Genomic DNA, 18,190 nt, shown 5'->3' with positions numbered 1-18,190 from the left:
TCTATTTCTTCCTTAAGGTATCAAAATGCCGAAAAACTAACTCAATAATTTATGAAAATTATTGGGTCATAATTAAAAGTGCTTCTGTGGATACCATTTGTGCGGTGAAGCGATCGTATGTAGGCTGAGTGGAGGCTTCGCTCAACCTCTATCTCTCAGCTGGTTAAGCGAAGCGATGCACTGAGCTTGTTGAAGTGTCGAAACCAACGACAGCAGTATATTTATTCCTGTAAATCATCTAAGCGATCGCGTACTGGTGCCATTGATAAATTACGCGAAGCCTCCACAACCTTAAATCGTTCACATCAGCGATTACCAATGCATAAACTGACTAATTATCTCAAACGCCCTTGTACAATAAAAAGATGAAGCGTATAACTTGCACATCACGCCTGTTAAGATGCCTCTGGCGAACCAAAAATTCATCTTTGGTAAGCTATGAGTCAACGAAGAGGCAGATACGGAGCAGGAAAAAGGGGAGGAGAATCTAGACTGATTCAAAATACCCAATGGGGCTTAATACCTATGGCTTCCCTACAGGGCAAAAAGTAGAAAGCTATCCCCCCGCTCCCTGCTGCTTTGCTTCTTTAGTATTCACAAAGGGGAGATAACTTAGTTCATGGCAAGAATTGAAACCAGAACCGAACCCATGGTTCTCAATATGGGACCCCATCACCCCTCAATGCACGGGGTTTTGCGTCTCATCGTCACCCTGGATGGGGAAGACTGTATTGATTGCGAACCAGTCATCGGTTATCTGCACCGGGGAATGGAAAAAATCGCCGAAAACCGTTCCACCGTCATGTACGTCCCCTACGTCAGTCGCTGGGACTACGCAGCGGGGATGTTTAACGAAGCTGTCACCGTCAATGCCACAGAAAAAGTAGCTGGTGTCACCGTTCCCAAACGTGCCAGTTACATCCGCGTCATCATGCTGGAATTGAACCGCATCGCCAATCACCTGTTGTGGTTTGGTCCTTTCCTCGCTGACGTTGGCGCTCAAACTCCCTTTTTCTATCAATTCCGGGAACGGGAAATGATTTATGACCTGTGGGAAGCCGCAACAGGCTACCGTATGGTCAATAATAACTACTTCCGTGTTGGTGGTGTCGCTGCTGATTTACCCTACGGTTGGATTGAAAAATGCTTGGACTTCTGTGACTATTTCTTACCAAAAGTAGACGAGTATGAAAAATTAGTCACTAATAACCCCATTTTCCGCCGCCGCATCGAAGGTTTGGGAACCATTAGCCGCGACGAAGCCATCAACTGGGGACTTTCTGGTCCCATGTTGCGTGCTTCCGGAGTTAAATGGGATCTACGCAAAGTCGATCATTATGAATGTTACGATGACTTTGATTGGGATGTGCAATGGGAAACAGTTGGCGACTGTTTAGCCCGCTATCAGGTGCGGATGCGGGAAATGCGCGAATCTGTGAAGATTTTGCGTCAAGCCATCAAGGGACTTCCTGGTGGTCCTTACGAAAACTTGGAAGCAAAGCGAATCATGGCGGGTCCCAAATCAGAGTGGGATGCTTTCGATTATCAATTTGTCGCCAAAAAAGTTTCTCCCACCTTCAAAATTCCTAAAGGTGAAATTTATTCACGGGTAGAAAGTGGGAAAGGCGAATTGGGAATTTACCTTGTTGGTGATGATAATGTCTTCCCTTGGCGCTGGAAAATCCGTGCTGCTGACTTCAACAATTTGCAAATTCTCCCCCACATACTCAAAGGGGCAAAGGTAGCAGATATTGTGGTGATTCTCGGTAGTATTGATGTGATTATGGGTTCAGTTGACCGATAATTCAACTAAATTTAATTATGGAAATAGTTCCCATCTTAAATGTGGGGACTATTTTTTTGGTATGCGATCGCGGTAGACTTCAAACCTCATTAATTAGAATCGATGTGAATCGGAAACACAGTATAACAATTTGTTAACCGCTTTGATTGTCTGCTAATCCCTGCTTTCTGGCTACAGGAATAAACTAGCTGAAGAGGAAACCTCTACTGTGAAGTTGCGTCATAGGAAAGTAATCCCGACATCTACCCTATTCAATTTCAAAGCAACAGCAGCCAGAATCCTTACTTTCTGCTAAATTACGAATTCTGACTTGCTGTGTAAATAGTGTATTCAAAACTCCTGTAAAAAGAGAGCAAGATTTGGTTATGATAAGGAGGCTATCTTTTCTGCGTTGCAGATTACAAAACCCTCCCCATATCCAAAGGAAATATCACTATGCTGACTTTAAAAATAGTTGTTTATGTAGTTGTTGCCTTCTTCGTGTCTCTGTTTATATTTGGATTCTTGTCAAATGATCCCGCTCGTAACCCCGGTCGCCGTGATTTCGAGTAAGGTTATAATTGACTCCACAGACCAAACCTTAAATTAAGAGTCACGAAACTCTCATTGGGTGGCTTGTTACAAGCTAGGCAAAAGTAAAAGTCGGAAGTTTGACTTCGGACACGTTCGCATAACTAAAGCCTTAATAGCTGTAGGTTTTAGGTGCAAGAATGAGTTATGTCAGCCTTTCCGACTTTCAATTGACTGTTTATTAGCTTGTTTGCGCGCTGAATATGCTTTATCCAACTTTGCCACCGACTCTGCCTGCTGTTGCGAATATTTCTACACCTTCATCGACTGTTGGCACTTCAACTCATAGGGAACCTTCTCAAGGAAGCGACACACAGCAAAATCTGGCTTCTAGTACAAATGAGATAAAGCTAGTTTTGTCTCCTCTAAAGTCTCTACACTCTGCTAAAGCGATACCAAATTTGGGGGAATCGCAAAGTAACAAAAACATGGCTGCTAAGGGTATCGTTTCTAGCCCCAAAAGCACCACCAACAATGTATCTAATCATCAATCAAATATAGTTCAGAGTCAGGTACCTAGTGATTATCAATCCCCAGAATTTTCGCCCCTCAGTGTAAATCATGAGGCAAAATTATTAGGGGAAACACAAAGTATTGGGTATCAAGATAAATCTATTAGTAAGCTGGAACATCAGGAGACTGAATCAGAAAGTTCTCCTGTCATGCTGAAAGAGCCAATTTTTCAATCTTTGAATACGGGTAATCAACCTGATAATAAAAATACTGCTTCGCAGCCCCAACAGCAACCAGTCATCATTAACTTTAATTCTGGTAACTCTAATTCTGGGAGCGGGGAGCAAAAATCGCCTCAACCTTCGACAATAGAATTTAAGACTAGAAGTCAAGTTCCTGCTCCCACAATACCTACACCTTTTGATCCGAGTCAAGCTCAACCACAAGTACCTACAACTCAACCCGCACCAAATCCAACTTCAACTCCAGCACCAACTCAAACACCTGAAAACAAGCGCATTGTAGAAGTATTAGCCGATCGTCAGGAGTATGATGAAGTTAGAAGGGTGGTGACAGCGCAAGGTAATGTGATTGTTCGTTTTGATGGTTCAATTGTCAGCGCAGACCGTTTACAGGTAAGTTTAGATAACTTGATCGCAGTAGGTGACGGGAATGTCGTCTTAACTAGAGGTGATCAAGTTTTACAAGGGCAAAAATTCACCTACAATTTTATTCAGGATGACGGTCAACTAGAACAGGGTAGGGGGGAAATTTTTATTCCTACAGCGGGGACTGACTTATCCTTTACACCTGGGGGTACTTCGGCAGCAGCAGGAGTACAGTCTCAGGCATTAAGCGATCGCATTGGCAAAAATCAGCCTGCTTCTAATGTTAGTAGTCCTGGGGGAATTAATATTAACCTTGGTGGTAGCGTGGATGCAACGAATATCGCTACACCAAAACAGGGGGGGCAAGTTCGTCGAATCAGATTTGAAGCTGCAAAAATCGACTTTTATCCCCGTGGTTTCCAAGCAAGGGATGTCAGATTGACAAATGACCCTTTTTCTCCACCAGAATTAGAACTACGTGCAGACAAAGTAACGTTGACAAGGGAAAGTCCCCTCAGAGATAGTATTAAGACGCGGGGACAACGTTTAGTTTTTGACAGACGGACTTCATTAGGAATCCCCAAAAATCAGCAAATTATCGATCGTCGTGAACGTGACGCAACTCCAGCAATTGCTAATATTTCCTTTGATGGAGATAAGCGGGGAGGTATATTTTTAGAACGAAAGTTCCAACCAATTAATACCGAAACCACGCAACTGAGTTTAACACCACAGTTTTTTGCCCAAAAAGCAGTTACAAATCCTGGCAACTTTGCCTCATTATTTGGTTTTAAGGGTAACTTTAGTGCGGTTTTAAGTCCAAAATCCAACATTGAAGCTACCGCAACCCTTGATAGCTTAGACTTATCCCAGGTTGAAGAAAATTTAAGGGCTGGTTTACGCTTCAGACAAGCATTGGGTGATACAAACCCCCACATTTTAAACCTAGAATACATCTACCGCGATCGCTTGTACAATGGAACCCTTGGTTTTCAAAGGGTACAAAGTAGTTTAGGTGGAGTTGTTCTCTCTCCAGTTATTCCCCTAGGCAAAAGTGGTGTTAATTTAACATACCAAGCTGGTGCCCAATTAATTGATGCACGTACAGATCGCTTAGATTTATTAGATGTTGGTCGGGAGAATGATCGCATATATTTAGGTCGTTTTCAAGCAAACGCCAAACTTTTTGGTGGAATTCCACTTTGGCAAGGTAAAGCGTTACCTAGTACCGCTACCGAAGGACTACGTTATACACCAAATCCAGTAGTTCCCTATTTAAGAGGTTTTGGGGAATTAAACGGCACGAGTACCTACTACACTACTGGTGATACTCAAAATACTTTATTTGCCACTGTAGGTTTAGAAGGACAAATAGGTCATTTTTCTAAACCAGTTTTTGATTACACAGGTTTTCGTGTCAGTTACTCCCAAGGTATAAATAGTGGTCTATCACCATTCTTGTTCGATCGTTCGGTGGATAATAGAGTCATAAATCTGGGTTTGATTCAGCAAATTTATGGTCCTTTTCGTTTAGGTTTCCAAACATCGGTTAATTTAGATAATGGTCGCAGCAGTAGCACCGAATATTCCTTGGAATATAGTCGTCGGACTTATGGGATAGTTTTACGCTATAACCCTGTATTAGAATTGGGTGGGATTAGTTTTCGGATTAGCGATTTTAATTGGACTGGTGGAAGCGATCCTTTCTCAGATAAAACCGAAGTTAGACCAGTGGTTGGTGGTGTGGAACAAAGAAGGTAGTTTGCGTTTCACTTTCAAAAACTCTCAGACCGTATTTATACAGCACTTCTGCTTTGAATGAAATATAAATCAGGGCAAACAACCGTTGATTCCTGCATGAGGGTAAACAACCGTTGATTCCTACTTATGTGTTGCAATGATTTTTTGAATTGGGATTAGCCTTTTGGTTGGCAACACGTAAACTTGCTTTTTTGCCTAGATGGTTATAACCCCTCATTTAGGTAAAAAACCCGAGTAAATTTGCAAGTTAGTTTAATATACTTAATTATGCCTGTTAAAAAAATACTCTGATTTGAGTTGTCACAAAAACAACAAAGCTACTCACAACCCTAAAAATCTGATGAAGTAAATATTATTGTCTTCCGCTTTTTGCACTAAACTTGACCAAATTAGAATTATGCAGATCCTAATCTATTCCTACAATTATTATCCAGAACCGATTGGGATTGCTCCTTTGATGACTGAATTGGCTGAAGGATTAGTACAAAAAGGTCATGCCGTCAGGGTAATTACGGGAATGCCAAATTACCCGGAGCGGAAAATATACGCTGATTACCAGGGTAAATGGTACGTCAAGGAAGAGATTAATGGTGTGACGGTTCAACGTTGTTTTTTGAGGATTCGCTCCCAACCAAATCTCCTAGATCGCTTACTATTGGAATTAAGTTTTGTCCTGAGCAGTCTTCCCCAAGCTCTGAATGGTTGGCGACCAGATATCATTTTGGTGACAGTACCACCATTGTTTGTCACATTACCTGCGAGTTTCTTGGGCTGGTTTTATGCTTGTCCAGTGGTGTTGAATGTGCAAGACATTTTGCATGAAGCGGCTGGAAGAATGGGATTAATCAAAAGTAAATTAATGGTAAATTTGCTGAAACTGGTTGAGAAATTTGCATACAAAAAAGCTAGTCATATAAGTGTAATTACAGATGAGTTTGTGAATAACTTGTTAGTAAAAGGCGTATTGCAGGAAAAAATTACTTGTATTCCCAACTGGGTAAACGTGGATTTTGTGTACCCTTTGCCCAAAGAAAATAATGGTTTTCGGATAGCACACAAGTTAGAAAATAAATTTGTGGTGATGTATTCAGGAAATATTGCTTTGACTCAAGGATTAGAAACAGCGATCGCATCGGCGATGAAACTGGCTCATATTCCGGATATCATCTTTGTGATCGTGGGTGAAACCAAAGCTTTGGAACAGTTAGATAAGTATTGTCAGCAGTACCAAGTGAATAATGTTTTACTGCTACCACTACAACCACGGAAAAATCTTCCAGAAATGCTAGCAGCAGCAGACATTAGCTTAGTTCTCCAAAAGCGTCATGTTCTCTGCTTTAATATGCCTTCTAAAATACCTTTACTTTTAGCCAGTGGTCGTCCTATTATTGCATCTGTTCCCGGTTGCGGAACAGCCGCAAAAGCAATTCAGGAGAGTGGAGGGGGGATTGTGGTGGAACCAGAATCACCAATGGCTTTGGCTGATGCTGTATTAAAGCTATATTATGAACCTTGCGAAATGATGACTTTAGGGGAAAAGGGACGCAGATTTGCTGTGGAAAGGTATTCTGGAGAGAATGCGATCGCGCAATACGAAAATTTGTTTTCCCAAGCTATAGTCAATCGAGTTGCAAATTTGGATTCGGTTCCAGATTCTTAGACTATGACTAGATCCCCGACTTCTTCAAGGATGCCACCTAAGCTGATGTGTAGCTAAATTATATAAGTCAAAAACACAGAATGATTGTAGTGTGGGCAGCGTTCGATGTTTCCTGAGCCTATCGGAACGAAGTCTACCGGAGGTAAAGTAGCGCTCACGCCGAAGTTCTGCCCGCTTCTTATATACAAATTAGATGCGTTGCAGTCCATACACTACCCCTGTTAAGGTGTACCAAGAATGTACTAGCTAGAAGTCCTATTCTTACGTTACACACCCCATCGCTTAACCCTAAAATCGATCGCAAACATTATTTTTTTGCTATCAGATTTTAATTGTCGCAAGCTGAAACCTTTGTTTTTAGGTTGCAAAAAACTTCACCTTAACAGGGGTAGTCCATACACCTACATCTACAAAAAGGTGGACAAATTGAGTATTTCTTCCTCAATCTGAAGCTACAGGCAAAATTGCTCTAAATTCGATAAACTACTTTGGGGTAGCCGTGTGACAGAAAAAGTAATATCTCTACTTATTTTCTGTTCACTGTAAATTGGGAAAAACTAATATCCCAAGAAAATACCCAAAAATCACTAACCTCAGATTTATTGGTTGATGCTGCAATTTAAGTATTCTTCGGTGATTGATGCACCTGTCGAAGTCGTTTGGAAATTCCACGAACGTCCTGATGTGTTAAAGTTACTCACCCCTCCTTGGCAACCTATCCAAGTAATTCGTCGTGAGGGTGGGTTGAAAGTTGGAGCTATTACAGAGTTTAGGTTGTTTCTTGGACTAATTCCCCTAACTTGGCTAGCGAAACATACTGAGTATGAAGAGTACCATTTGTTTGTAGATCAGCAAATTTCTGGACCATTTGAATATTGGCAGCATCGGCATATTTTTGAGTCGCAAGCAGGTAAAACCCGTTTAACTGATCATATTTCCTTTGCGATGCCTGGTGGTGATGCTGTGGAAATTGTGAGTGGTTGGTTAGTACAAGCGCAACTTGATGGGATGTTTCGTCATAGGCATGAGGTAACGAAACGAGAGTGTGAATTAAGTTATGCGACTTAACACAAACATTATTTAAAATAACCTTTCGTTAAAGAAAATATGAGCGTTTAGGACATGTAGTTGTTCTAGACGCTTTTTTTTACGATACTAATTTAATCTTTTCATCAGTTAAAATACTGGATTTTTAAATTCTCTCGAATTTTCTGGTTCGTAATATTACTTAAAAAAATAAAAATGCTTGATCAAATAAAAATTATTGTGGCGACTGTTGGAATACTAGCTTCACAATCTCCGATTTATCCGGCAAAAATAGCCGCGTCTACCCCACAATCACAATCAACAGAGGGAATTTGCCCAGGACAAAATTCTTCACCTCGACGTAGTTTTGAAACTAATAAATACCAAGCTTATATCTGCTTGGGAGATAGTAAGAATCCACTGGGTTATTATGTGCGTGTAACAAAAAGTGATCATGTGAAAATTACAGTACCTTTAACCCGAAAAAACGGTGATAGTTATCTGGCAATGAGGGGTGAGGTGGGTTATGTAGTTTCACCTTATGAACTGGTTGTGTTGAAGCATGGACGTGTGGTGGTGCAGGAGAGTGTGCGTAATGCAGCATCCGCTGATGGCAAATCCATCACCCAGGTATGTCCCGAAGGAGAAAATGTGATGAATGAAGCACTGACTCGGAGTTTCATTGTTTATATTTGCGGTAATAATAGCCCTTTGAATTATATTGCGATCGCACGTAGCAACAACAACCGAACTATCGTTCCCTTAAATAACTCTAAATCTCAAGGAGAGGTTTCTAAGGATAAATACATTGCAATTCAAGGGGGTACCAGTTATACCCTAACTCGTGATGTGTTGCGAGTCTCTCAAAATGGGCAAATTTTGATTAAAGAAAAGGTATTACGCTGGAATTAACATTTAATGTAGAAGCTATATCTGTGGGTATCGCTGGAATCTTCTTCGTTAAAGTATTCGGATGTGTTTAAGGGTTGAAATAAATAAGGCTTAAACTGGTTAATACTTTTGCAGCTATTGAGAGGGAAAGGTTTTTTGTCTGGGACATCATCCCAGCCAATTACCAATATTCCCCCCACTCGCAAACTTTCAAAACAAGCTGAAAATGCCTTTTCTACATCTTCTCTATCATTCAAACCCCAACCAAAAACTCCGTTGCAGATAATTCCATCTAATTGACTCGGTTTGAAGTGTAGATTCAAATTAGTTAGAGAATCAGTGACGTGTTTTTTCGATCCGTAAATCGCTTTCATCGGATTATAGTCAATTGTCCAGTAGTCTTTTTCTAAAAACCACTTTCGATAGTGTTTTGTATAGGAACCACAGCCTACAAATAGAATTCTATATAAACTAGAGTTTTCAATAAAATATGGTATGATCTTTTGCTCTAGTATGTATCTTTCCTGATTAACTATAGGAATTTCTCTATCCGTAAAAGTCTGAAGCAATATCATAATTTTTCGGAATAATGTTTGCTGATTTGTCAACATACTCTTCAATTTACTAATATTAGATTTGATTTGCAAATTTATTCTAGTAATTATATGTAAAAAAGCTTGTATTATAGATCACAAACTACACTGATAAGCAAACAAAAATACATGTGAATTTGACAGTATCTCAGTGTCTCCACAGGAATTGTAGCCTGTGTCTAAACTCAAAATAACAGCTTGCTAAGTATCCCGATCGCTTTACACTGGGGAGAAAGTCAATTTTCATCCCCAAACTATCATGTCCCAAATCTCTGATTCCCAGTTTCGCACCGAACGCGATTCTATGGGGGAAAAGCAAATACCAAATGATGTTTATTATGGTATTCAAACTTTACGTGCTGTTGAGAACTTTGCAATTAGCGGGATTCAGCCTTTACCTACCTATGTAGATGCTTGCATATATATTAAAAAGGCAACAGCGATTGCCAATGCAGAATTAGGTTGCATTTCTGAAGATATCAGTCAGGGAATTATCCAAGCTGCTGATGAAATTTTAGCAGGAGAACTCCGCAATCAATTTGTTGTAGATGTATATCAAGCTGGTGCGGGGACTTCTCACCACATGAATGTGAATGAAGTGCTAGCAAATCGCGCTTTAGAAATTTTGGGTTACACAAAGGGTGATTATCAACGAATAAATCCCAATGATCATGTTAACTATGGACAATCTACCAATGATGTCATCCCTACAGCCATCAGAATTGGTGGATTATTGGCATTAACTCACACTTTACATCCAGCTTTAGAAAATGCCATCTTTGCCATGACTGCCAAAGCTGACGAATTTCAAGATATTGTCAAATCGGGGAGAACTCACCTTCAAGATGCTGTACCTGTACGGTTGGGTGATAGTTTCCGCGCTTGGGCACAAATCTTAACAGATCACCAAAACCGAATCTATACTGCTTCCGGGGACTTAATGGTGTTGGGTTTGGGGGGAAGTGCAGCAGGTACGGGTTTGAACACTCATCCCCAATACCGCGATCGCGTGGTAGATATATTAGGAGAGTTAATTAATTGTCCCTTAGAACCTGCACCCCATCTGATGGCAGCAATGCAAAGTATGGCACCCTTTGTGAACGTTTCTGGTGCTTTACGCAACTTGGCTCAAGATTTAGTCAAAATCTCCCACGATTTACGGTTGATGGATTCTGGTCCCAAAACTGGATTCAAAGAGATTCAACTACCACCTGTACAGCCCGGTTCCTCAATTATGCCAGGTAAATACAACCCCGTGATGGCAGAAATGACATCGATGGTTTGTTTTCAAGTTATGGGATACGATAACGCGATCGCACTTGCAGCGCAAGCCGGACAATTGGAACTCAATGTCATGATGCCTCTAATTGCCTATAACCTAATTCACAGTATCGAAATCCTCGGCAATACGATTTCAGGCTTGACAAACAAATGTATTAAAGATATCTTTGCATATCCGGATAAATGCTTGGCATATGCGGAAGGTAGTTTGGCATTAGTTACAGCCCTAAATACCCATATTGGCTACCTGAATGCCGCTGCTGTCGCCAAGGAATCTTTAGAAACAGGTAAATCTTTACGACAGATTGTGTTAGAAAAGAAACTGATGAGCGAAACTAAACTAGCAGAGGTTCTCAACTTGGAGCAAATGAGCCAAATATTACCCCTTCGTTCCTCATCAGATCAAACTTAACAAAACTTAACCCAAATGGACACATCAGAAACTGTATCAGTGTCCACTGAAGTCTGAGATTGACAGATTTATTATTTAGGCTAATACGGAGACAGGGTGATATTTTGATCACCTGACTCCCAAATTCCAAATTTCAACTTTTCACACCTAAACTCAACAAACCCAAAATGTCATCCTCTGTCAGTTTAATTCGTGCAACTTCCTATGAATCTGAAGCACTACGAGAATCCCTAGAGACACTCTTAGAACCTTTAGGAGGAATTACAGCATTCGTCAAACCAGGAAACCGAGTTCTCCTCAAGCCGAATTTACTGACAGGAGCGCGTCCTACTAAAGAATGTACCACGCGCCCAGAGTTGGTATATGCAGTAGCACAGATGGTAATAGCAGCTGGTGGTAAGCCTTTTTTGGGAGATAGCCCAGCATTTGGGAGTGCGATGGGAGTAGCGATCGCAAACGGCTACAAACCCATAATAGACGAACTTCAACTACCAATTATTGATTTTCACGGTCAACGCTACCAAACCATCAACGCCGAATTTACGCATCTATTGCTGTCTAAAGAAGCAATGGAAGCTGATGTAATCATAAATTTACCAAAAGTTAAATCCCATGTGCAACTAGTAGTCACCTTAGGTACAAAAAATCTATTTGGCTGTGTTCCCGGTAAAATGAAAGCCTGGTGGCACATGGAAGCTGGAAAAGATGTCAACCGCTTCGGAAACATGCTAGTGGAAACAGCACGCTCCATCGATCCAGATTTAACCATCATTGATGGTATCATCGCCCATCAAGGCAACGGACCAAGTAACGGAGAACCCCGTCATCTCGGCGTTTTAGGCGCATCTACAGATGTATTTGCCCTGGATAGAGCGATGGTAGAAATACTCAATGTTCCCCCAGAAGAAGTTCCCACAGTCGCTGCATCAATGCGGTTGGGATTGTTAGGAAACCTGACAGATATTCATTTCCCCCATTTACGTCCAGATTTATTACAAATAGACGATTGGCAACTACCCGATAAGTATATGCCCATCGACTTTGGAATGCCCCGTGTAATCAAATCCACCTTCAAACATATTTACATTCGCTTTATCAAAGAACGCATTAAAGCATATGGGAAAGGTTGATATTCGAGATCCCTTTCAAAGGGGTTGAGGCTTCGCCAAGCCAACGACGATACTGGCATGGCTAACTCACAAAGCAACGCACCAAAGGCGAACTGCTTAACGCAATAACGAATTTTGGATCATTTATTTTTTGGAACACTCCTAAGGTAAGCAACCAGAAGTTCCATGAACAACATTTAATTGAAGTTTAGCTATAGATTCTGCCGCAAGTGCAAATTTTGTTACAGCATTTTTAGGATTGAGTAGACTAAGCTAATCATACCCTCCGATTGCTTAACCAGACCGCCCTTATCTAGAGGCGGTTTTTTTCGTTCCTATTTCAACTATAACTAATTAGAGATCTCACAAAGTCTGATTTCTCACGCTTCAAGTTACCTATACATAAAATATTTATTTATCAATGCTTTCAGGGTTTTTTATGCAGGTAAAGTGCAAGGAAACAAGGGTTTTAGGTTAAAAAAACTTGCATTCAGATTTATTGGAGTACAAAAAAACAGAAAAAATAAAGGTAAAACTGTTAAGAGTTCCCTACCCCCACTAGAGGACTTTTACAGCTAACGTTGCGCTACGCGTTTCTTGGATGCCCGAAAGGGCTATACAGCAAACCCTAAGTATTGACCAATGATTGCTTGATGGTACAGAACTACTAAATTTATTTATGAGATAACTAATTTAGGAACCTTGCCAATATTGCGAATTGTACTGAACATAATTTTTATTCAAGCAAATTAATTAATTATTATTGGTTAACTTCAACAATTTATGTCTTTAGATAGATTGCTATTTGTATAATTAAATGATGTTTATAACAACAACTCTATAGAAGCATTCATCTGATAAATTAAACATCTCACCATAGCTTAACAGAGATTGAGAATAAACATCCAAGTTAGTCTTTACTAATACCAATCTTGAGATAAGGTAAAAGCTGTTCAAATCATCCTCCAGTTATTTTTAGCCAAGGATAATTAATCAGCTTGTAGCAAATAATGTGAGATTTAATATCAGCATCTGATATCAGATAGCAAAATAATTAACGGAATACAATCTGAATCGGCTTAATTTTCAAGAAAATTTAACTATTTTTATTTTTAGCTTAAAGCCTATACCTCACTACAATTAACGTCAAATACTATTTGAGTAAAACTACGGATACAGTCAGGTGGGTACGAATAATTATTCCGTAATTATGCTGTTTTTGATAGGTGTAAAAGAATATATATAAATTCTGTAAGTCCTTACAGTTAAAGCCTCAGCAAATTTAAATTGAACTCAACTTGCTATATTTTATTTCCCAATTGAAATAAAACTTATTTAGTTCACCTCAATTTTTAGCTAATGAGCTATGGCAGCCTATTATGGATTGATTGAAACCGATATATCTCGATACTGATGTAACAAGTATTGATTCAGAAGTGTGAATAATTACATTTATATTGTATCAATTGATTCAGATGTAATCCAAATCACAATTCTTGTTATAAAAATTTAAAAAAAATCTCATGAATAGAACAAAATAGTTAAATAAGTAGCTACAATAGGAAGACAACTTTCTAATTGAAAGTTAAATTTGAGAGATTCAGTGCAGAGTTTTTATTTTCGTATGAATTCAAATAGCCAGTCAGCAAATACCGATACATCTTCCCATCGTTTTGCAGATATTGTGGGAACAATTATCGCCATGTTAACGCTGACTTTACCCTTGTTCGTTATTGCTCATTATTCTGCAAATACTGTTGAAAATACTAATCAGCAACCAATTACCTATAACTTGCGAAGAGATATAGACTAATTTGATTTGAAGAGTTTAATAATTCAAACTGGTACAAAAATGTGAAATAGCAAAACTTAATAATTAACTAAGGAAAGAGGAAGGAAAAAGAAATGTTCGTTCCTCTTTGTTTATTTTGTATGTCTTGAGTAACACGGAACACCGGAAAATAAATTATCCCACAGGCAAAATTAGCCTATAGGGGCGCAATGGCGTGACTACGTAGCAATACCAATTTGAAAAAAGAATGCGATCGCGTCAAACAACGAGGTAAGGTAGATGCAGAGGGGCTTGTCGTTCCCCAAAGGGGTTGCCGTTCACGTAGGCGAAGCTAGTATGCCCGTAAGGGCTTAGGCTAGACTAGCAATCTCAGGATCCGGAAAACTAGAATTCTCAAAATAGACAAACTTTAAATCACAAATACTTGAGAAAATGTGGATTGATGTGCAGATTGATCCTAAAATCTTACACGGGAGACAAATTTGCTTCTCCCATTGTAGGATTGTGAGATTTTTGGAGTTTTGTTGTGGATTTATCCCGTATTCCTGCCCAGCCCAAGCCAGGTATAATCAATGTTCTGATTGAAATTACAGGCGGGAGCAAAAATAAATATGAATTTGACAAAGATCTAAATGCATTCGCCCTCGACCGAGTGCTATACTCATCTGTCAAATATCCCTATGACTATGGATTTGTGCCGAATACATTAGCAGATGACGGCGATCCTTTGGATGGAATGGTAATTATGGATGAGCCAACCTTTCCAGGATGCGTGATTGCTGCTAGACCAATTGGTATGCTAGAGATGATTGACGGAGGCGATCGTGATGAAAAAATTCTTTGCGTGCCCGCAAAGGATCCACGTTATGCTGATGTAAAGACTCTCAAAGACTTACCACAGCACCGTTTGGATGAAATCGCCGAGTTTTTCCGCTCTTACAAAAATTTGGAAAAGAAGGTGACTGAAATTCTTGGTTGGCAGGATGTGGATAAAGTGCAACCATTGGTAGACCAGTGTATTGCAGCTTTCAAATAATTTTCAAGAATTTTCAAGAATTTTTAAATTATTTTTCATCAAGGGAAATCGATTAAAAATCATCCCATCGTTAGGGTAGAATACCCTGCACTTAGGCTGTTGACTCTGCGCTTTTTTCGCAGTTAAATTTTCATGCAATGTCTCTGATATGGCTTGTTCCTTGTCTTAGGCAAGGGTTACAGGGCTAGAAATTCTCCTTCTACTATGTGATAACAGGCAGTGGGGTTACTCAAGCTCAGGGCTCCCAGGTAGAACCAGGGAATTAGAAGCTGAATGAAAAATGTATGAATAATAACTATGAAAATTCCATCCAAGTCAACAGTCTATGCCACATCCTTAACTGCAATTTTTGATTCCGGACTCTCAACTAGTTAAATTATCATTCATACTTGATGTGAGAAGTTAATTGTGGCTTCTGATATCTAAAACCCTAACTCTTTCAGAAATGCAGCGTACGCTCCTTCTTAGTAAAATTCACAACTGTACCCTCACAGGGGCAAACCTACAATATGTGGGTAGTATTAGCATTGATGTGTTACTGATGGAAAAAGCTGGTATTTTGGCTTTTGAGCAGGTACAAGTCGTAAACAACATGAACGGTGAGCGTTTTGTTACATATGCAATTCCAGCAGCAGCCAACTCTGGGATAATTGAGTTAAATGGGGCAGCAGCACGTTTAGGCATTCCAGGCGATCGCTTGATTATAATGACATACGGGCAACTTGTAAGTGATGAGTTACTTAATTACTCACCAACAGTTGTTATCGTAGATGAAAAGAACCAAATCTTAGAAGTTCGTCGTTATGATGACTTGCTCAGTCAGACTAAAATGTAATAAAAATGTCAAACTTTGACCCATCAGTACCGCAAACCTACCAACCTCCCACTGATCCCCACAAGTTGTCAAACCAAGACAAAGATTTTGTCGTGCAATTTTGGGGAGTACGGGGTTTAATCGCTACCCCAGGTAGTAATACCAGCCGATATGGGGGAAATACCGCCTGCGTTGAGATTTACGTTGCCGGGAAACGCTTAATTTTTGATGGTGGTACAGGTTTGCGCTGTTTGGGTAAAGAATGGGAAAAGCGACAAACTACACTGGAAGCACATTTATTTTTCACCAATTCCCAGTCAAATCGACTTCAGGGTTTTCCGTTTTTTGCACCAGCTTTTATTGGGGATAATACTTTTCATATTTATGGAATTGCTGCAACAAATGGAGCATCAATTAAACAATGTCTTGGGGATCAGATGCTGCAACCCAATTTTCCTTTTCCTCTACAGATTATGCAGTCGGAATTGCAGTTTTATAATTTGCTCCCTAATCAAGCCCTCAAAATTGATGATGTGACAATTACAACAGCATTAATTAATCAAAATCAAAAATCACTGGGATACCGCGTAAGTTGGCAAGATTTCAACATTGCTTATGTAACAGATTTATCTGCATGTAGTGATGAGTCAGAAATTGCAGATATTTCTAAGTTAATTGCAGGTGTGGATTTATTAATTGCTAACGCAGCTTACACAGCGCTAACTCCTCGCAGTCAACAGGAAACCGAATTTTATTGGCAAACTGCTGTTGATTTGGCAAGTACCGTAGGGGTGAAGCGATTGATTGTTTCCCACCACCACCCAGACGATCGAGATGAATTATTAGATAAAATGCAAATAGAATTAAAAGCTGCCTTCCCAAATGCATTACTTGCCTATGAGGGTTTGTCGTTGGTTGTGGGGGAAATGTAATTTAGGCTCAACAACTTTGCAGACGCTCCTCAGAAATTAAATGCCAGAAACTTTTGCAACTACAGGGACTATCGCCGCTATTGCCACTGCTATTGTGCCTCAACAAGGTAGTGTGGGAATTGTGCGGTTATCAGGAATGGAAGCTGTAAATATTGCCACTAAGTTATTTCAGACCCCAGGAAAGCAGATTTGGGAAAGTCACCGGATTCTCTACGGGTATATCCGTCATCCCCAAACCCAAGTTGTGGTGGATGAAGCGCTGTTATTGTTGATGAAAGCACCTCGTTCCTATACCCGTGAAGATGTGGTGGAATTCCACTGCCATGGGGGAATTATGGCTGTGCAGCACGTACTAAAATTGTGCTTGGAAGGTGGCGCTCGTCTCGCACAGCCAGGTGAATTTACGCTACGAGCCTTTTTAAATGGACGCATAGATTTATCACAGGCTGAGAGCATTGCTGACTTGGTGGGGGCAAAATCTCCCCAAGCTGCTCAAACAGCTTTGGCTGGGTTGCAGGGAAAACTTGCTCAACCAATTCGAGAGTTGCGTAGTCGATGTTTAGATCTTTTGGCAGAAATTGAAGCAAGAATTGATTTTGAAGATGATTTACCACCGTTAGATTACAAGTATGTCATGGCGGAGTTTGCTGCAATTACGGCGGCAATCAATGGGATTCTGGCAACAGCAGATCGGGGAGAATTGCTGAGAACAGGTTTGAAAGTGGCAATTGTGGGTCGTCCGAATGTGGGAAAATCCAGTTTATTGAATGCTTGGAGCCGAAGCGATCGCGCAATCGTTACACCCCTACCAGGAACTACCCGCGATGTGGTGGAATCACAATTGGTGGTGGGGGGAATTCCGATTCAGGTGTTGGATACAGCTGGGATTCGGGAAACCGACGATACAGTAGAGAAAATTGGAGTTATGCGATCGCAAAAAGCAGCGGACTCCGCAGATTTGGTGCTATTAACTATTGATGCTTCCCAAGGTTGGACAGTGGAGGATGGGGAAATTTACACCAAGGTAAACCACCGTCCCCTAATTTTGGTAATTAATAAAATCGACTTAGCATTACCGGAAAATGTCAATTATCCCCCAGAAATTCAAGATACTGTCGAAACTGCCGCAGCTGTAAATAAAGGAATTGACGCTTTGGAAATAGCAATTTTAAAGAAGGTACAGTTAGGAAAAGTTCAAGCCGCAGATTTGGATTTTGCTATTAACCAACGTCAAGCAGCAGCATTAGTTAAAGCTCAAATATCTTTGCAACAAACACAGGTGACTATTGAGCAGAATTTGCCCCTGGATTTTTGGACTATTGATTTACGAGATGCCATTTATGCATTGGGAGAAATAACTGGGGAAGAGGTGACAGAATCAGTTTTAGAGCGGATTTTTGCCCGGTTTTGTATTGGCAAATAAATTTGCTAATAAATACTACATCGCA

General features: G+C 40.2%; 15 protein-coding genes. 14 read left to right on the top strand and 1 reads right to left on the bottom strand.

Features of this window, described 5'->3' with window-relative positions; translation table 11 throughout:
* The first annotated feature begins 186 nt into the window (after positions 1–186).
* From CAL6303_RS30460 to CAL6303_RS20945, 7 genes are all read left to right on the top strand, one after another.
* The gene (locus tag CAL6303_RS30460; RefSeq protein WP_158333172.1) at positions 187–369 is read left to right on the top strand and encodes a hypothetical protein; all 183 of its coding nucleotides are present in this window, start codon (positions 187–189) and stop codon (positions 367–369) included.
* A gap of 250 nt (positions 370–619) precedes the next feature.
* Positions 620–1,804: an NAD(P)H-quinone oxidoreductase subunit H gene (locus CAL6303_RS20965; RefSeq protein ID WP_015199835.1), complete on the top strand. Its 1,185-nt coding sequence runs from the start codon at positions 620–622 to the stop codon at positions 1,802–1,804.
* A 435-nt stretch (positions 1,805–2,239) separates the two neighbouring features.
* Positions 2,240–2,356, top strand: coding sequence for a photosystem II reaction center protein I (locus CAL6303_RS29460; RefSeq protein WP_015199834.1), 117 nt, complete (start codon positions 2,240–2,242; stop codon positions 2,354–2,356).
* A gap of 221 nt (positions 2,357–2,577) precedes the next feature.
* A complete protein-coding gene (locus tag CAL6303_RS20960) occupies positions 2,578–5,196 on the top strand; it encodes a DUF3769 domain-containing protein (protein WP_015199833.1) in 2,619 nt (872 codons plus the stop codon).
* Positions 5,197–5,593: 397 nt separating this feature from the next.
* Positions 5,594–6,856 carry a glycosyltransferase family 4 protein gene (locus tag CAL6303_RS20955; RefSeq protein ID WP_015199832.1) on the top strand — a complete coding sequence of 421 codons (1,263 nt, stop codon included), beginning with the start codon at positions 5,594–5,596 and terminating at the stop codon, positions 6,854–6,856.
* A gap of 609 nt (positions 6,857–7,465) precedes the next feature.
* On the top strand, positions 7,466–7,924 hold the full coding sequence (locus CAL6303_RS20950; protein WP_015199831.1) for an SRPBCC family protein: 459 nt from the start codon (positions 7,466–7,468) through the stop codon (positions 7,922–7,924).
* 174 nt (positions 7,925–8,098) lie between these two features.
* Complete coding sequence (locus CAL6303_RS20945; RefSeq protein ID WP_015199830.1) at positions 8,099–8,794, top strand: hypothetical protein; 696 nt, start codon at positions 8,099–8,101, stop codon at positions 8,792–8,794.
* Here CAL6303_RS20945 and CAL6303_RS20940 read toward each other — a convergent pair.
* Entirely contained in the window at positions 8,791–9,348 is a 558-nt protein-coding gene (locus CAL6303_RS20940; protein ID WP_238993722.1) for a methyltransferase domain-containing protein, read from the bottom strand. The two genes, CAL6303_RS20945 and CAL6303_RS20940, sit on opposite strands and share 4 nt — an antisense overlap.
* 277 nt (positions 9,349–9,625) lie before the next feature.
* Between CAL6303_RS20940 and CAL6303_RS20935 the strand changes: the two genes are divergently transcribed.
* The 7 genes from CAL6303_RS20935 to mnmE all read left to right on the top strand — a co-directional run bounded on the left by CAL6303_RS20935 (position 9,626) and on the right by mnmE (position 18,165).
* Positions 9,626–11,059, top strand: a complete 1,434-nt coding sequence (locus tag CAL6303_RS20935; protein ID WP_015199828.1) for an aspartate ammonia-lyase — start codon at positions 9,626–9,628, stop codon at positions 11,057–11,059.
* Between the two features lie 167 nt (positions 11,060–11,226).
* Positions 11,227–12,189: a DUF362 domain-containing protein gene (locus CAL6303_RS20930; RefSeq protein WP_015199827.1), complete on the top strand. Its 963-nt coding sequence runs from the start codon at positions 11,227–11,229 to the stop codon at positions 12,187–12,189.
* Between the two features lie 1,603 nt (positions 12,190–13,792).
* Complete coding sequence (locus tag CAL6303_RS20925) at positions 13,793–13,981, top strand: hypothetical protein (RefSeq protein WP_041739822.1); 189 nt, start codon at positions 13,793–13,795, stop codon at positions 13,979–13,981.
* A gap of 505 nt (positions 13,982–14,486) precedes the next feature.
* The gene (locus CAL6303_RS20920; RefSeq protein ID WP_015199825.1) at positions 14,487–14,996 is read left to right on the top strand and encodes an inorganic diphosphatase; all 510 of its coding nucleotides are present in this window, start codon (positions 14,487–14,489) and stop codon (positions 14,994–14,996) included.
* 445 nt (positions 14,997–15,441) lie between these two features.
* A complete protein-coding gene (gene panD, locus CAL6303_RS20915) occupies positions 15,442–15,831 on the top strand; it encodes an aspartate 1-decarboxylase (RefSeq protein WP_015199824.1) in 390 nt (129 codons plus the stop codon).
* A 5-nt stretch (positions 15,832–15,836) separates the two neighbouring features.
* A complete protein-coding gene (locus tag CAL6303_RS20910; protein ID WP_015199823.1) occupies positions 15,837–16,742 on the top strand; it encodes an MBL fold metallo-hydrolase in 906 nt (301 codons plus the stop codon).
* Between the two features lie 40 nt (positions 16,743–16,782).
* Positions 16,783–18,165, top strand: a complete 1,383-nt coding sequence (gene mnmE, locus CAL6303_RS20905) for a tRNA uridine-5-carboxymethylaminomethyl(34) synthesis GTPase MnmE (protein WP_015199822.1) — start codon at positions 16,783–16,785, stop codon at positions 18,163–18,165.
* Positions 18,166–18,190: the final 25 nt, after the last annotated feature.

Source organism: Calothrix sp. PCC 6303 (assembly GCF_000317435.1).
Lineage (GTDB): Bacteria > Cyanobacteriota > Cyanobacteriia > Cyanobacteriales > Nostocaceae > PCC-6303.
Note: the sequence above shows the minus strand (reverse complement) of the source record. Positions and strands in the feature narration are given on the sequence as shown.

Bases quoted from the DNA above. Each gene is read 5' to 3' on its own strand.
- CAL6303_RS20965 (WP_015199835.1), top strand. From the start codon at position 620: ATGGCAAGAATTGAAACCAGAACCGAACCCATGGTTCTCAATATGGGA.
- CAL6303_RS29460 (WP_015199834.1), top strand. From the start codon at position 2,240: ATGCTGACTTTAAAAATAGTTGTTTATGTAGTTGTTGCCTTCTTCGTG.
- CAL6303_RS20960 (WP_015199833.1), top strand. From the start codon at position 2,578: ATGCTTTATCCAACTTTGCCACCGACTCTGCCTGCTGTTGCGAATATT.
- CAL6303_RS20955 (WP_015199832.1), top strand. From the start codon at position 5,594: ATGCAGATCCTAATCTATTCCTACAATTATTATCCAGAACCGATTGGG.
- CAL6303_RS20950 (WP_015199831.1), top strand. From the start codon at position 7,466: ATGCTGCAATTTAAGTATTCTTCGGTGATTGATGCACCTGTCGAAGTC.
- CAL6303_RS20945 (WP_015199830.1), top strand. From the start codon at position 8,099: ATGCTTGATCAAATAAAAATTATTGTGGCGACTGTTGGAATACTAGCT.
- CAL6303_RS20940 (WP_238993722.1), bottom strand. From the start codon at position 9,348: ATGATATTGCTTCAGACTTTTACGGATAGAGAAATTCCTATAGTTAAT.
- CAL6303_RS20935 (WP_015199828.1), top strand. From the start codon at position 9,626: ATGTCCCAAATCTCTGATTCCCAGTTTCGCACCGAACGCGATTCTATG.
- CAL6303_RS20930 (WP_015199827.1), top strand. From the start codon at position 11,227: ATGTCATCCTCTGTCAGTTTAATTCGTGCAACTTCCTATGAATCTGAA.
- CAL6303_RS20925 (WP_041739822.1), top strand. From the start codon at position 13,793: ATGAATTCAAATAGCCAGTCAGCAAATACCGATACATCTTCCCATCGT.
- panD (WP_015199824.1), top strand. From the start codon at position 15,442: ATGCAGCGTACGCTCCTTCTTAGTAAAATTCACAACTGTACCCTCACA.
- CAL6303_RS20910 (WP_015199823.1), top strand. From the start codon at position 15,837: ATGTCAAACTTTGACCCATCAGTACCGCAAACCTACCAACCTCCCACT.
- mnmE (WP_015199822.1), top strand. From the start codon at position 16,783: ATGCCAGAAACTTTTGCAACTACAGGGACTATCGCCGCTATTGCCACT.